At 60.8% G+C, this 16,324-nt stretch carries 11 protein-coding genes; 7 read left to right on the top strand and 4 right to left on the bottom strand.

The window, feature by feature from the left end; genetic code table 11:
- The first annotated feature begins 25 nt into the window (after positions 1–25).
- The 7 genes from DM374_RS16385 (at position 26) to fabI (ending at position 9,778) form a co-directional block, all read left to right on the top strand.
- Positions 26–1,456 (top strand): transglycosylase SLT domain-containing protein, encoded by a 1,431-nt coding sequence (locus DM374_RS16385; protein ID WP_110970802.1) that lies wholly within the window; start codon positions 26–28, stop codon positions 1,454–1,456.
- A gap of 119 nt (positions 1,457–1,575) precedes the next feature.
- Positions 1,576–3,405: an extracellular solute-binding protein gene (locus tag DM374_RS16380; protein ID WP_177431569.1), complete on the top strand. Its 1,830-nt coding sequence runs from the start codon at positions 1,576–1,578 to the stop codon at positions 3,403–3,405.
- Complete coding sequence (locus DM374_RS16375) at positions 3,402–5,255, top strand: extracellular solute-binding protein (protein WP_110970801.1); 1,854 nt, start codon at positions 3,402–3,404, stop codon at positions 5,253–5,255. The genes DM374_RS16380 and DM374_RS16375 overlap by 4 nt, the downstream gene beginning before the upstream one ends.
- Position 5,256: 1 nt before the next feature.
- Positions 5,257–6,330, top strand: a complete 1,074-nt coding sequence (locus DM374_RS16370; protein WP_095159213.1) for a microcin C ABC transporter permease YejB — start codon at positions 5,257–5,259, stop codon at positions 6,328–6,330.
- Position 6,331: 1 nt separating this feature from the next.
- On the top strand, positions 6,332–7,351 hold the full coding sequence (locus DM374_RS16365) for an ABC transporter permease (protein WP_110970800.1): 1,020 nt from the start codon (positions 6,332–6,334) through the stop codon (positions 7,349–7,351).
- Position 7,352: 1 nt separating this feature from the next.
- Positions 7,353–8,969: an ABC transporter ATP-binding protein gene (locus DM374_RS16360; protein WP_110970799.1), complete on the top strand. Its 1,617-nt coding sequence runs from the start codon at positions 7,353–7,355 to the stop codon at positions 8,967–8,969.
- A 14-nt stretch (positions 8,970–8,983) separates the two neighbouring features.
- Complete coding sequence (fabI, locus tag DM374_RS16355; protein WP_095159210.1) at positions 8,984–9,778, top strand: enoyl-ACP reductase FabI; 795 nt, start codon at positions 8,984–8,986, stop codon at positions 9,776–9,778.
- A 134-nt stretch (positions 9,779–9,912) separates the two neighbouring features.
- Here fabI and DM374_RS16350 read toward each other — a convergent pair whose 3' ends face one another.
- The 4 genes from DM374_RS16350 to clpX form a co-directional block, all read right to left on the bottom strand.
- Complete coding sequence (locus tag DM374_RS16350; protein ID WP_110970798.1) at positions 9,913–11,784, bottom strand: SurA N-terminal domain-containing protein; 1,872 nt, start codon at positions 11,782–11,784, stop codon at positions 9,913–9,915.
- 191 nt (positions 11,785–11,975) lie between these two features.
- Positions 11,976–12,248, bottom strand: a complete 273-nt coding sequence (locus tag DM374_RS16345) for an HU family DNA-binding protein (protein WP_110970797.1) — start codon at positions 12,246–12,248, stop codon at positions 11,976–11,978.
- A gap of 147 nt (positions 12,249–12,395) precedes the next feature.
- Positions 12,396–14,792: an endopeptidase La gene (lon, locus tag DM374_RS16340; RefSeq protein WP_095159207.1), complete on the bottom strand. Its 2,397-nt coding sequence runs from the start codon at positions 14,790–14,792 to the stop codon at positions 12,396–12,398.
- 152 nt (positions 14,793–14,944) lie between these two features.
- Positions 14,945–16,228, bottom strand: a complete 1,284-nt coding sequence (gene clpX / locus DM374_RS16335) for an ATP-dependent Clp protease ATP-binding subunit ClpX (RefSeq protein WP_095159206.1) — start codon at positions 16,226–16,228, stop codon at positions 14,945–14,947.
- Between the last annotated feature and the right edge of the window lie 96 nt (positions 16,229–16,324).

Below are 16,324 nucleotides of genomic sequence, written 5' to 3'. Positions count from 1 at the left end.
TTCGCCCGGAACTTTATCCCAGCCAATGTCGTCCACTTGCCGCAGAACCTTCAAATCCGTCGCCCTGACGCGCCTGGCACAGGCCATCGCGCTCGGCCTGTCAGCCACTCTCGTGGGCTGCCAGAGCACCAGTCAAATGGGCGACGCCGAAAGCGTTCGCATGCACGTCCAGCCTCGCATCAAGCAAAAGCCTGTGTTCGTCCAGGCCAAGCCGGTCGAGCAGGCGCCGCAGGACGTCTGGGAGCGCATTCGCCAGGGCTTCCAGTTGCAGGACGATATCAACGTCAACCCGCGCATCGAGCAGCAGCGCCTGTGGTTCGCCAGCAACCCGACCTTCCTCGAAACCGCGGGTGATCGCGGCAGCCTCTACATCCACTACATCGTCGAACGCCTCGAAGAGCGCGACATGCCGCTGGAACTGGCACTGCTGCCAGCCATCGAGAGCGCCTACAACCCCATGGCCTACTCTCGCGCCCACGCCGTCGGGCTGTGGCAGTTCATCCCGTCCACCGGCCGCCACTACAACCTGCGTCAAACCAACTTCTACGACGGCCGTCGCGACATCACCGCGTCGACCAACGCCGCCCTCGACTACCTGGGCCGCCTGCACGACATGTTCAACGGTGACTGGCTGCTGGCCCTGGCGGCCTACAACGCCGGTGAAGGCACCGTCAGCCGGGCTATCGAGCGCAACGAGCGCCTCGGCCTGCCCACCGATTACTGGAACCTGCCCCTGCCCCAGGAAACCCGCGACTACGTGCCCAAGCTGCTGGCCCTGTCGCAAGTGGTCCTGACCCCGCAGGCCTACGGCGTGAACCTCAACCCGATCGCCAACGAACCGTATTTCGAAGCTGTCGCGATCAAGGACCGTGTTGACCTGTCCCGCGTCGCGGCCCTGGCCGAGATCGACGAAGACGAACTGTTCCAGCTCAATCCGGCCTTCAAGAAGCGCATGACCGTGGACGGTCCGCAGCAACTGCTGGTACCCACTGCCAAGGCGCAGTTGCTCACCACCAGCCTGTCGAACATGAGACCCGAAGAATTGCTCACCCTGCGGCCGAAGTCCGCAGTGTTCGAAGCCGCCCTGGCAGAAGCCTCGGCACCAGCACGCAGCACCCGCTACCGGGTCAAGCGCGGCGACAGCCTGGGCAGCATCGCCAAGGCCAACCGTGTCAGCGTCAACGACCTGCAGCGCTGGAACAAGCTCAGCGGCAACCGCCTCAAGCCTGGCCAGACCCTGGTCATGCAGGGCGTTCAGCCCGCCACCACGGTCGCCTCACTCTCCGCCGCCGATGCGAAAAAACGCGCAACCCAGTACAAGGTTCGCAAGGGTGACTCGCTGTATCTGGTCGCCAAACGCTTCAACGTGGAAATGCAACACCTCAAACGTTGGAACCCGCGCAGCGGCCAGGCACTGAAGCCCGGCCAGACCCTCACTGTCTATCTGCCTCATTAAGTGGAACGCACCGCCATGGAGCGGTGCGGTGACGTCTGGGGATGCGCCCTTTTTCCTGCTGATACAAGCTGTTACTGTAGGGACAATAAAGCCCAAGCCGCCTGGATCGGATCGCCGACTTGATACGTCCCCTCCTGCTGTCACTCAGCCTGGCCTTGAGCTTTCCCGCGGGCGCAACCATCACCGAAAGTCACGGTTACGCCCAGTTCGGCACGCTCAAGTACCCTGCCAAATTCACCCACTTCGACTGGGTCAACCCGCAAGCTCCCAAGGGAGGCACCTTGCGGGCCATGGCATTCGGCACCTTCGATACGCTCAACCCCTACACCTTCAAGGGCAGCAGTCCGGTAACCACACCGAACTTCCTGCAATACGGGGTCAGTGAGCTCAACGAAACCCTTATGGTCGGCACCGGCCAGTACGACCCGTCCGGTGATGAAGCGACGTCCAGCTACGGCCTGATCGCCCGCTCGGTGGAGTACAGCGAGGACCGCAGTTGGGTGGTGTTCAACCTGCGCCCCGAAGCCCGATTTCACGATGGCAGCCCCATCACCGCGGCGGACGTCGCGTTCTCCTACCGCACCCTGCTCAAGGACGGCCACCCGATTTACCGCACCAACCTTCAGGAAGTGCAGCGAGTCGACATTCTCAATCCACAGCGCATTCGCTTCGTCTTCAAGCGTGCCGGCAACCCCCTGCTGATCCTGCGCCTGGGCGAGATGCCAGTGCTGGCCCAGCACTATTGGAAAGGCCGCGACTTCAAGGCCACCACCTTCGAGCCGCCGCTGGGCAGCGGTCCCTATCGCATAACCCAGGTGCAACCGGGGCGACGCCTGGTGTTCGAGCGGGTCAAGGATTGGTGGGGCAAGGATCTCGCGGTCAACCGCGGCAAGTACAACTTTGACCGCGTGGAGTACGAGTTCTACCGCGATAGCGATGTGGCCTTCGAAGCCTTCAAGGCCGGTGAATTCGATATCTACATCGAGCACCAGGCGAAAAACTGGGCCAACGGCTACAACTTCCCGGCTGTGCGCCGTGGCGAGGTCATCCAGGCGCAGATCAAGCACCAGATCCCGACCCAGACCCAAGGCCTGTTCATGAACAGCCGCCGCGCCGCCTTCGCCGACCGCCGCGTTCGCCAGGCGCTGGGCCTGATGCTGGATTTCGAATGGACCAACCGCGCGCTGTTCAGCAATGCCTATCGACGCGCCACCAGCTTCTACCCCAACAGCGAATTCAGCGCCGAAGGTCTGCCAGTCGGCAAGGAATGGCTGCTGCTGGCGCCCTACCGCGACCAGCTTCCCGCCGCACTGCTGACCCAGCCCTACAGCGTCAGTCGCACCGACGGTCGAGGTATCGGCCGCGACAACCTGCGCCAGGCCCTGGAGTTGCTCAGCCAGGCCGGCTGGAAGCTGTCCGGGCAGCGCCTGCTCAACAGCAACGGCCAGCCGCTGAAAATTGAAATCCTGCTGGTCAACCCGAATCTGGAACGCATCCTCCAGCCCTACGTGGAAAACCTCGCTAGCATCGGTATCGACGCACGCCTGCGCACAGTCGACCGCGCCCAGTACAAGCAGCGACTGGACCAGTTCGACTTCGACATGATCCTGATGACCCTGACCCAGACCCTCAGCCCGGGCCTGGAACAGTGGCAGTACTTTCACTCCAGCCAGGCAACGACCAAAGGCAGCAAGAACTACGCTGGCGTGAGCAGCCCGGTGGTCGACCACCTGCTCGAAGCCCTGCTCGCCGCCCAGAGCCGCGATGACCAGGTGGCCGCCGCCCGCGCCCTGGACCGCGTACTGCTCTGGCAGCACTACATGATTCCCAACTGGTATCTCGACTATCACCGCCTGGCCTACCGCAACCGGTTCGCCTTCGTCGCCACGCCGCCCTACACCCTCGGGCTGAATAGTTGGTGGCTCACGCCTTCGGAGAACGCCCAATGATGCCAATGCCTCGTCTGCGCCAGTTGCTCGGCGGCCTGCTGCTGGCCAGCCTGAGCCTGTCGACCCTGGCCGCGCCGCAGCACGCCGTGACCCTGTACAACGAAGCGCCGAAGTACCCGGCCAACTTCAAGCATTTCGACTACGTAAACCCCGACGCCCCCAAAGGCGGCACGTTCCGCCAGAACGGCTTTGGCGGCTTCGACAGCCTCAACCCGTTCATCAGCAAGGGCGTCCCGGCGGACAACATCGAGCTGATCTACGACACCCTCGCCCGCGCCAGCCTAGACGAACCCTTCACCGAGTACGGACTGGTCGCACGACAGATCGAGAAAGCCCCGGACAACAGCTGGGTACGCTTCTACCTGCGCCCCGAAGCCCGCTTTCACGACGGCAAGCCGATCCGCGCGGAAGATGTCGTGTTCACCTTCAACACCCTGATCAAGAACGGCGCCCCCATGTATCGCGGCTATTACGCCGACGTGGCCGAAGTCGTCGCCGAAGACCCGCTGCGGGTGCTGTTCAAGTTCAAGCACAGCAACAACCGCGAGTTGCCGCTGATCCTCGGCCAACTGCCCGTCCTGCCGAAACACTGGTGGGAAGGCCGCGACTTCACCAAGAGCGGCCTGGAAGTCCCGGTGGGCAGCGGCCCGTACCGTGTCTCCGACGTAAAGGCCGGCCGCACGATCCGCTTGGTGCGCGACAAGGACTACTGGGGCAAGGACCTGCCCATCAACCGCGGATTCTACAATTTCGACACCATCACCGTTGACTATTTCCGCGACAACACCGTCGCCCTCCAAGCGCTCAAGGCCGGCCAGTTCGACTACTGGTTCGAAACCAGCGCGAAGAACTGGGCCACCGCCTACGACATTCCGGCAGTGCGGGAAAAACGCCTGATCCGCGAAGAAATCCTCAACGGCACGCCGACAGGCATGCAGGGCTTCGTCTTCAACCTGCGCCGCCCGGTGTTCCAGAATGTGCGGGTTCGCCAGGCACTGAGCCTGCTGCTGGACTTCGAGTGGACCAACAAGCAACTGTTCAACGGCGCCTACACCCGCACCGGCAGTTACTTCGAGAACTCCGAAATGGCCGCCAGCGGCCTGCCGGGTCCGGAGGAGCTGAAAATCCTTGAGCCGTTGCGTGGAAAAGTCCCCGAGCAGGTGTTCAGCGAAGCCTTCAAAAACCCGGTAACCGACGGCAGCGGGATGATCCGCGAACAGCAGCGCCAGGCCTACAAGCTGCTGCAGGAAGCCGGCTGGCGTATCGAGAACGACAAGATGGTCGATGCCCAGGGCAAGCCGCTGACCATCGAATTCCTGTTGGCGCAGACCGAGTTCGAACGCATCCTGCTGCCCTACAAACGCAATCTCGCCGACCTCGGCATCACCCTGAACATCCGCCGGGTCGACGTTGCGGAGTACATCAACCGCCTGCGGTCGCGGGACTTCGACATGATCGTCGGTGGCTTCCCACAATCCAACTCGCCGGGCAACGAACAGCGTGAGTTCTGGCAGAGCAGCAGCGCCGACAACCCCGGCAGCCGCAACTTCATGGGGCTCAAGGACCCTGCCGTCGACAGCCTGGTGGAATCGCTGATCAACGCCGACTCGCGGCAGAGCCTGGTGGCCCACACCCGCGCCCTTGATCGCGTGCTGCTGTGGGGCTTCTACGTTGTCCCCAACTGGCACATCAAGACCTGGCGCGTGGCGTACTGGAACCACATCGGCCACCCGGAAACGCCGCCCAAGTACGATATCGGCATCACGACCTGGTGGATCAAGCCAGAGGTGAAGCCGGCCATCCCGGTCACACCGCCGAGCGATGCGGCATCCGCGAACGGGGAGCAGTGACATGCTGGCTTACATCCTGCGGCGGCTGCTGCTGATCATTCCCACCCTGCTCGGCATCCTGATCATCAACTTCGTCATCATCCAGGCCGCACCCGGCGGCCCGGTGGAACAGATGATCGCCAAGCTCGAAGGCTTTGAGGGCGCCACCAGCCGCATCGCCGGTGGCGGCGCGGAAGTGTCGGTTGCCGGCTCCAATTATCGCGGCGCGCAGGGCCTCGACCCGGCCCTGATCCAGGAAATCGAGCGCATGTATGGCTTCGACAAGCCGGCGCCGGAACGCTTGTGGATCATGATCAAGAACTACGCCCGCCTGGACTTCGGCGACAGCTTCTTCCGCGACGCCAAGGTGGTCGATCTGATCGCCGAAAAGATGCCGGTGTCCATTTCCCTCGGGCTATGGAGCACGCTGATCATGTACCTGGTGTCGATCCCCCTGGGCATCGCCAAAGCCACCCGCCATGGCAGCCACTTCGACGTCTGGACCAGTTCGGCGATCATCGTCGGCTACGCCATTCCCGCGTTCCTGTTCGCCATCCTGCTGATCGTCGTGTTCGCCGGCGGCAGCTACCTGGACTGGTTCCCGCTACGGGGGCTGACGTCGAGCAACTTCGACGAGCTGAGCACCACGGGCAAGATCATCGATTACTTCTGGCACCTGGCACTGCCGGTCACCGCGCTGGTCATCGGCAACTTCGCCACCATGACCCTGCTGACCAAGAACAGCTTCCTCGACGAGATCAACAAGCAGTACGTGGTCACCGCCAAGGCCAAAGGCCTGACGCCCAACCGCGTGCTCTATGGCCATGTGTTCCGCAACGCCATGCTGCTGGTGATCGCCGGCTTCCCTTCGGCCTTCATCGGCATCTTCTTCACCGGCTCGCTGCTGGTCGAGGTGATCTTCTCCCTCGACGGCCTGGGCCTGATGAGCTTCGAGGCCGCTATCAACCGCGATTACCCGGTGGTGTTCGGCACACTGTTCATCTTCACCCTGCTCGGCCTGGTGGTGAAACTGATCGGCGACCTGACGTACACCCTGGTCGACCCACGTATCGACTTCGAAAGCCGGGAGCAATGAGATGAACCTGTCCCCTCTCAATCGCCGCCGCTTCGAACGCTTCAAGGCCAACCGCCGCGGCTGGTGGTCACTGTGGCTGTTCCTGATCCTGTTCGGGCTGAGCCTCGGTGCCGAACTGATTGCCAACGACAAACCACTGGTCGTGCGCTACGACGGCGAGTTCTATTTCCCGGCGTTCAAGCGCTACCCGGAAACCACCTTCGGCGGCGAATTCCCGCTGGAAGCCAACTACAAGAGCCCGTACATCCGCGACCTGCTGGAGAAGAAGCAGAGCTGGGTGCTTTGGGCACCGATCCCGTTCAGCTACCAGAGCATCAACTACGACCTGAAAGTCCCGGCGCCCGCCCCGCCGTCCGCGCAAAACTGGCTGGGCACCGACGACCAGGGTCGCGATGTGCTGGCGCGAGCGATCTATGGCTTCCGCATCTCGGTGCTGTTCGCCCTGACGCTGACCATTCTCAGTTCCATCATCGGCGTGATTGCCGGGGCGCTGCAGGGCTTCTATGGCGGCTGGGTGGATCTTGCCGGGCAGCGCTTCCTGGAAATCTGGTCGGGCCTGCCGGTGCTCTACCTGCTGATCATTCTCGCCAGCTTCGTCCAGCCCAACTTCTGGTGGTTGCTGGGGATCATGCTGCTGTTCTCCTGGATGAGTCTGGTGGACGTGGTCCGCGCCGAGTTCCTGCGTGGGCGCAACCTGGAATACGTCCGTGCCGCACGGGCGCTGGGCATGCAGAACGCCGCGATCATGTACCGGCACATCCTGCCCAACGCCATGGTCTCGACCATGACCTTCATGCCCTTCATTCTCACCGGCGCCATTGGCACCCTGACCGCACTGGACTTCCTCGGTTTCGGCCTGCCGGCCGGCTCGCCATCCCTGGGCGAGCTGGTATCCCAGGGCAAGTCCAACCTGCAGGCGCCCTGGCTCGGCATCAGCGCCTTCGCCGTCCTGGCCGTGATGCTCAGCCTGCTGGTATTCATCGGCGAGTCCGCCCGCGATGCCTTCGACCCGAGGAAATGAAATGAACAAGGACACCTTGATCGAAGTACGCGACCTTGCCGTCGAGTTCGTCACCGGCTCGCAACAGCAACGGGTGGTGGAAAACATCAGCTTCGATATCCGCCGCGGCGAGACCCTCGCCCTGGTCGGCGAGAGCGGCTCGGGCAAGTCGGTCACCGCGCACTCTATCCTGCGCCTGCTGCCCTACCCGCTGGCACGCCACCCCTCCGGCAGCATTCGCTACGAAGGCCAGGACCTGCTGCACCTGGACGAGAAGAAGATGCGCCACATCCGTGGCAACCGCATCGCCATGATCTTCCAGGAACCGATGACCTCGCTGAACCCGCTGCACAACATCGAGAAGCAGATCAACGAAGTGCTCATGCTGCATAAGGGGCTGCGGGGCAAGGAAGCGACCGCGCGGACTCTGGAATTGCTGGAGCTGGTCGGCATTCCCGAGCCGGCCAAGCGCCTCAAGGCCCTGCCCCACGAGCTGTCCGGTGGCCAGCGGCAACGGGTGATGATCGCCATGGCCCTGGCCAACGAGCCGGAACTGCTGATCGCCGATGAGCCGACTACCGCCCTGGACGTCACCGTCCAACTGAAAATCCTCGAATTGCTCAAGCGTTTGCAGGCAAAGCTGGGCATGGCGCTGTTACTGATCAGTCACGATTTGAACCTGGTGAAAAGAATTGCACACCGCGTATGTGTCATGCAGCGCGGTTGCATCGTCGAACAGGCGTCGTGTGACGAACTGTTTCGCGCTCCGCAGCATCCATATACGCAAATGCTGCTCGGCGCCGAGCCCAGCGGCACGCCTGCCGCCAACCCGGTTGGCCCGCCGCTGCTGGAGGTCGAGGACCTGCGCGTCTGGTTCCCGATCAAGAAGGGGTTCCTGCGCAAGACCGTCGATTACGTCAAGGCAGTGGACGGCATCAACTTCAGCCTGCCTCAGGGTCAGACCCTGGGCATCGTGGGCGAGAGTGGTTCCGGCAAGTCTACGCTGGGTCTGGCGATCCTGCGGTTGATTGGCAGCAAGGGCGCCATCCGCTTCGAGGGCCAGGCCCTGGACGGCATGACGCAACAACAGGTGCGGCCGCTGCGGCGGCAGATGCAGGTGGTCTTCCAGGACCCCTTCGGCAGCCTGAGCCCGCGCATGTGCGTGGGTGACATCGTCGGAGAGGGCCTGCGCATTCATCGGATAGGCACGGAGGCGGAACAGGAAGAAGCCATCATGGAGGCACTGAGGGAAGTAGGTCTGGACCCGGAAACCCGGCACCGCTACCCTCACGAGTTTTCCGGAGGCCAGCGACAAAGGATTGCCATTGCCCGTGCACTGGTATTGAAACCTGCGCTGATACTGCTGGACGAGCCCACTTCGGCGCTCGACCGGACCGTTCAGCGTCAGGTGGTGGAACTGCTGCGTGCGCTGCAGACCAAGTACAACCTGACTTACCTGTTCATCAGCCACGACCTGGCGGTGGTCAAGGTGCTGAGCCACCAACTGATGGTGGTCAAGCAGGGTCAGGTGGTGGAACAAGGTCCGGCGGCGGGTATTTTCGCCGAACCACAACATCCCTACACACAGCAGTTGCTGGAGGCCGCTTTCCTGGCTCCCACAGCTGTCGATATAACCTGAATGAGGAACAACACATGGGTTTTCTCGCTGGTAAGCGCGTACTGATCGTCGGTGTCGCAAGCAAACTGTCCATCGCATCCGGCATCGCTGCCGCCATGCATCGCGAGGGTGCCGAACTCGCCTTCACCTACCAGAACGAAAAGCTCAAGGCCCGCGTCGAAGAGTTCGCCGCTGGCTGGGGCTCCAACCCAGAGCTGTGCTTCCCTTGTGACGTTGCCAACGATGACGACATCGCCAGCGTCTTCGAAGCACTGAGCAAGAAGTGGGACGGCCTGGACTGCATCGTGCACTCCGTAGGCTTCGCGCCTGGCGACCAGCTCAACGGCGACTTCACCGAAGTCACCACCCGCGAAGGCTTCCGCATCGCCCACGACATCAGCGCCTACAGCTTCGTCGCCCTGGCCAAGGCCGGTCGCGAACTGATGAAAGGCCGCAACGGCAGCCTGCTGACCCTGTCGTACCTGGGCGCCGAGCGCACCATGCCGAACTACAACGTCATGGGCATGGCCAAGGCCAGCCTGGAAGCCGGTGTACGCTACCTGGCCGGCAGCCTCGGCCCGGAAGGCACCCGCGTCAACGCCATTTCCGCCGGCCCGATCCGCACCCTGGCGGCTTCCGGCATCAAGAGCTTCCGCAAAATGCTGGCTGCCAACGAAGCGCAGACCCCACTGCGCCGCAATGTCACCATCGAGGAAGTCGGCAACGCCGGCGCGTTCCTCTGCTCCGACCTGGCGTCGGGTGTCAGCGGTGAAATCATGTACGTGGACGGTGGCTTCAACACCACCGCCATGGGCGATATCTCGGAGTAATCCCCCGGGAACGGAAAAGGCCGCTAATGCGGCCTTTTCTTTTGCCCGTAAATAACCAATCGGGGCACGCGCGGCATGTTCCGCAGACATGAAAAAGGCCGCATCAGCGGCCTTTTTCAATAACGCGACAGCACTCAGTAACGCGTGATTTCCGCGTTGGCTTCCAGCTGCTTGCGGTAAGCCGCGAAGTCCTGCTGGCCGGCACGGGAAGCGAGATAGCGGCGGTACTGGCCCTTCTCCTCTTCGCTCGCCGCAGTGCCTTCGTTGACGCCGTTCAGGCGCAGCACGACGACACTACCGTCAGCCAGGATGACGCTGGAGTAAACCGGCTTGTCCTTGGCCTCAGGCTTGCTCATGCGGAACAACGCCTGCAGAGCAACTGGATCGATACCGTCCTGGCTGCGGGAGACCGCTTCCTGGACCTTCCACGCCTGACCGTCCTGCACCGACTGGTAAGCGATCTTGCCATCGCTCAGGCCAGCCATCAGGGCCTCGGTCTTGGCTTTCAGCGCGGCAGTGGCCTGCTCGCGAGCCAGGTGAGCACGGATGGCATCGGAAACGGCTTCCAATGGCAGTTGCTCAGGCTTGCGGTGCTCCTTGGCACGGATAACCACGATGGTTTCCGGGTCCAGCTCGATAGCCGAGCTGTTGGAGCCCTCGTCCAGCACTTCCGGGCTGAACGCAGCCTGGATCACTTGACGATTGGCAGCAATGCCGTCGCCACCTTCACGACCGAAAGGCTGCGAGGTCTGCACTTTCAAGCCCAGGTCCTGGGCCGGTTGGGCCAGGTCAGAGGCTTCGAACGCCGAGTCTTCCAGTTGCTTGGTGACTTCAACAAAGCGCTGCTCGACTTGCTGGGTCTTCAGCTCGCGACTCAGCTTGTCCTTCAGGCTGGCGAAGGTCGGCACTTCCGGCGCCTGCACATCCACCAGCTTGATCAGGTGGAAGCCGAACTCGGTACGCACAGGAGCGGAAACCTGACCCTTGTTCAACGCATACAGCGCGTCTTCGAAGGCTGGATCGTAGACGCCCTTGCCGGCGTAACCCAGGTCACCACCGCTGTTGGCCGAGCCAGGATCCTGCGAGAACTCCTTGGCCAGCGCCGCGAAATCTTCACCCTTGGCCAGACGCTGCTGGATTTCTTCGATGCGGGCCTTGGCCTGAGCCTCGTCCTGCTTGTCGTTGACTTCCACCAGAATGTGCGCAGCATGGCGCTGTTCGGCGAGGTTGGCGATTTCTTTCTGGTACAGCTCCTGAAGCTCGTTTTCGTCGACATTGACCTGGTCGAAGTACGCGGACTTCTTCAGCTCGATGTAGTCGATGACCACCTGGTCCGGGCTCATGAACTCCTTGGCGTGCTCGTCGTAATGCGCCTTGACCTCTTCATCGGTGACCTTGCTGGCTGCAGGGTCTGCCTTGAAGGTCAGCGAAGCGAAATCACGGGTCTGCTTCTCGAGGCGAGCGAACGCTTCAACTTGCGAATCGGTAACGAAACCACTGCCCGCCAGACCAGCGCGCAGCTGGCCAATCAGCATTTCCTGAGCGAGCATTTCGCGGAACTGCAGACGGCCATAGCCCAGTTGGCGAATGACCTGGTCGAAACGCTCGGGGCTGAACTTGCCGTCCGCCTGGAACTCGGGCGTTTGCAGGATCACCTGATCCAGCGCGGCTTCGGAGAAGGAGAACTTGGCGTCGCGGGCGCCCTGAAGCAGCAGTTGCCGTTCGATCAAGCCCTTGAGCGCAGCTTCGCGCAGCATCTTGTCGTCAAGCAGGGAGGCGTCGAAGTCCTTGCCCAGTCGTTGCATCAGTTGCCGACGTTGCGTGTCGACAGCCTGGCTCAGCTCGTTCTGGCTGATGGTGTCACCGTTGACCTTGGCAGCATCCTTGTTGTGGTTGACGGCCTGGAAGATGGCGTCAAAGCCGGTCAGCGCCATCAGCACCACGATGACACCGATGATGGTCTTGGCAATCCAACCTTGTGAATTGTCCCTGATATTCTGCAGCATGCGTCCCCCAGAAACGGCTGTGTCAAAAGCACAACCGCGGAGCGTGGGTAGAGTCCTGATAGAAGAAAGGCGCATCCGGGGATGCGCCTTCTCGTAACGCGCGAAGCAGGCGAATTGTTGATCGCTCGTGCTTCACAAGCGGGCTGGCCGCGAGGGCCATTCCAGCCAGGCGAAAGCCTGAAAAGAACGCCTTAGTTGACGGCTTCTTTCAGCGCCTTGCCGGCCTTGAAGCCAGGCTTCTTGGCAGCAGGGATTTCCAGAGTCTTACCGGTTTGCGGGTTGCGGCCGGTACGAGCAGGACGATCGGTTACCGAGAAGGTACCGAAACCTACCAGAACCACCGAGTCACCTTCCTTCAGGGCGCCAGTGACAGATTCGATGACTGCATCCAGCGCACGGCCGGCAACAGCTTTCGGGATATCAGCAGATGCAGCGATAGCGTCAATCAGTTCCGACTTGTTCACTCTAAGTCCCCTTATATCTCTATTGAGTTTGTTTCTAACTATGTAATGGAAAAGCTTAAACAACTGCCGAGCGGCCTGTGACACTTAAGTGCCTTTTACGACAAGGACCTTGAAAACGGTCAGCGAGGCCACCCCGCTAAATACTTACTAATGTGTGCTGATTCGTTCCTTGGAATCACTGTCGCGTTTTTCATCCTTGGCGACAATCTCAGGAGCCACATCCGGCAAGGGCTCCGGGGCGTATTGCAGCGCAATTTGGAGGACTTCGTCAATCCATTTGACAGGTTTAATCTGAAGATCCTGCTTAATATTGTCAGGAATTTCTTTCAGATCACGCACGTTCTCTTCTGGAATGATGACTGTCTTGATTCCACCGCGGTGAGCAGCGAGCAATTTCTCCTTCAAGCCGCCGATCGCCAGCACCTGACCACGCAGCGTAATTTCACCTGTCATGGCGACATCAGCGCGCACCGGAATCTGAGTCAGCGCGGAAACCAGGGCCGTGCACATGCCGACACCGGCACTCGGACCATCTTTCGGCGTCGCACCTTCAGGCATATGGATATGGGTATCGCGCTTCTCGTGGAAGTCCGCGGGAATCCCGAGACTCTTCGCCCGGCTGCGAACCACGGTTTGCGCCGCGGTGATGGACTCGACCATCACGTCACCCAGCGAACCGGTCTTGATCAACTGACCCTTGCCCGGTACCACGGCAGCTTCGATAGTCAGCAACTCGCCGCCCACCTGGGTCCAGGCCAGCCCGGTGACCTGCCCTACCTGATCCTGCTGCTCGGCAAGGCCGTAACGGAACTTGCGCACACCCAGGAAGTGCTCCAGGCGGTCACTACCGACCTTGACCCCAACCTGTTTCTGCCCAGCGTGCTCCTTGACCACCTTGCGGCAGATCTTGGCAATCTGGCGCTCCAGGCCACGCACACCGGCTTCACGGGTGTAGTAGCGAACGATGTCGCGGATCGCCGCCACGTCGACTTCCAGCTCGGCCTTCTTCAGACCGTTGGCCTTGATCTGCTTCGGCAGCAGGTACTTGACCGCGATGTTGATCTTCTCGTCTTCGGTGTAGCCCGGCAGACGGATCACTTCCATCCGGTCAAGCAGCGCCGGCGGGATGTTCATCGAGTTGGACGTGCACAGGAACATCACATCGGAAAGGTCGTAGTCGACTTCCAGATAGTGGTCGTTGAAGTTGTGGTTCTGCTCGGGATCGAGCACTTCCAGCAAGGCGGAGGCCGGATCGCCACGCATGTCGCTGCCCATCTTGTCGATTTCATCGAGCAGGAACAACGGGTTGCGCACGCCAACCTTGGTCATCTTCTGGATCAGGCGGCCTGGCATCGAACCGATATAGGTGCGACGGTGACCACGAATCTCAGCCTCGTCACGCACGCCACCCAGGGCCATGCGCACGAACTTGCGGTTGGTGGCGCTGGCAATGGACTCAGCCAGCGATGTCTTGCCGACACCGGGCGGACCCACCAGGCACAGCACAGGCCCGCGAATTTTCTTCACGCGCTTCTGCACGGCGAGGTACTCAAGGATGCGCTCCTTGACCTCATCCAACCCGTAGTGGTCGGCATCAAGAATTTCTTCGGCCTTGGCCAGATCAAGACGGACCTTGCTCTGGGCCTTCCACGGCACTTGCACCAGCCAGTCGAGGTACGAACGCACCACGGTAGCCTCAGCCGACATCGGCGACATCTGCTTGAGCTTGTTCAGCTCGGCCTGAGCCTTGGTGTACGCGTCTTTCGGCAGGCCTGCAGCCTCAAGGCGCTTCTTCAGCTCCTCGATTTCATTGTGGCCTTCGTCGCCATCACCCAGCTCTTTCTGAATGGCCTTCATCTGCTCATTCAGGTAGTACTCGCGCTGGCTGCGCTCCATCTGTTTCTTGACGCGGCCACGGATGCGCTTCTCGACCTGAAGCAGATCGATCTCGGCATCCAGCAACGCGAGCACATGCTCAACGCGGGCGGCCAGATCGATGATTTCGAGAATTTCCTGCTTCTGCTCGATCTTAAGCGCCATGTGGGCGGCCATGGTATCGACCAGGCGGCCCGGCTCATCGATGCTGTTGAGCGACGACAGTACTTCAGCCGGGACTTTCTTGCCCAACTGCACATATTGTTCGAACTGGGAAAGCAGACTGCGGACGAAAACTTCGGACTCGCGATCAGCCGCATCGACCTCATCGATCAGGGCGACATCAGCGCGGATATGACCGTCTACCTCGACAAAGCGCTCGACTGAACCACGCTGCTCGCCTTCTACCAGCACCTTGACGGTGCCATCAGGCAGTTTCAGCAACTGGAGGACGGTAGCGATGGTGCCGACGCGATACAGGGCGTCTTCACCCGGATCATCATCGGCGGGATTTTTCTGAGCCAGCAAAAGGATTTGCTTCTCACCTGTCATCGCGGCCTCAAGGGCCTCGATCGACTTTTCACGTCCCACGAACAGCGGGATGACCATGTGCGGGTAAACAACGACATCGCGCAATGGCAAAAGAGGCAAGTCGAGGGTTGTCTTCATGATTTCGCCTCTACAGCGGCCATGTGGCCGTAATCCGATGGAAATTTGAGCTTGGGGTTAATGTGGGGGCAGCCCCGGAAAAAAACAAGCTCTGCAACAGGAAAAGCAAAGGGGCCCGTAGGCCCCTTGCATGTTTCGCTGCGTTGCCGGACTCAGGCGTCTGGCGCGGCTTTGGCTTGCGGCTCGCTGTTCTCGTAAATCAGCAGCGGCTGCGAAGTACCCTCGATGACGCTCTCATCGATAACCACCTTGCTGACATCCTTCTGCGAAGGAATCTCGTACATGGTGTCGAGCAGAATGCCTTCCAGGATCGAGCGCAGGCCACGAGCACCGGTCTTGCGCTCCAGTGCCTTGCGGGCAACCGACTTGAGCGCGTCGCTGCGGAACTCGAGGTCCACACCTTCCATCTCGAACAACTTGCCATATTGCTTGGTCAAGGCGTTCTTCGGCTCGGTCAGAATCTGCATCAATGCGGCTTCATCCAGCTCATCAAGCGTTGCCAGAACCGGCAGACGACCAACGAACTCGGGAATCAGACCGAACTTGACCAGATCGTCCGGCTCAACTTCACGCAGCGACTCGCCAACTTTCTTGCCCTCTTCCTTGCTGCGGACTTCAGCACCAAAGCCGATACCGCCGCGAGTGGAGCGCTGCTGGATGACCTTCTCCAGACCGGAGAATGCACCACCACAGATGAACAGGATGTTGCGCGTGTCGACCTGCAGGAATTCCTGCTGCGGATGCTTGCGGCCACCTTGTGGTGGAACCGAAGCAACGGTGCCTTCGATCAGCTTGAGCAAGGCCTGCTGCACGCCTTCACCCGAAACATCACGAGTAATCGACGGGTTATCGGACTTGCGCGAAATCTTGTCGATTTCATCGATATAGACAATGCCCATCTGGGCTTTCTCTACGTCGTAATCACACTTCTGCAGCAACTTCTGAATGATGTTCTCAACGTCTTCGCCCACATAACCTGCTTCGGTCAGCGTGGTAGCGTCAGCGATGGTGAAGGGTACATTCAGCAGACGAGCGAGGGTTTCAGCGAGCAAGGTCTTGCCCGAACCCGTTGGGCCGATGAGCAGGATGTTACTCTTGCCCAGTTCAACCTCATCGCCCTTTTTGTCACGTTGATTCAGGCGCTTGTAGTGGTTGTACACCGCTACAGCCAGAACCTTTTTCGCACGCTCCTGACCAATGACGTACTGGTCCAGGATGCCGCTGATTTCTTTCGGCGAAGGCAATTTATGCGCACTGCTTTCGGCCTGGGCTTCCTGCACCTCCTCACGGATGATGTCATTGCACAGGTCGACGCACTCGTCGCAGATAAATACCGAGGGGCCGGCAATCAACTTGCGCACTTCATGCTGGCTTTTGCCGCAGAAGGAGCAATAGAGCAATTTGCCGTTGTCCTCGCCGTTACGGGTGTCAGTCATTCGATCGATCCAATCCGGTAGGCTTGCAACACAAGATGAAGGCAATTGCGGGCTTTTTCAAGTCCGCAGGTAGGCGCTTTCCGCGCCTACCTGCTC

The sequence above is a fragment of the Pseudomonas huaxiensis genome (assembly GCF_003231275.1).
Lineage (GTDB): Bacteria > Pseudomonadota > Gammaproteobacteria > Pseudomonadales > Pseudomonadaceae > Aquipseudomonas > Aquipseudomonas huaxiensis.
Note: the sequence above shows the minus strand (reverse complement) of the source record. Positions and strands in the feature narration are given on the sequence as shown.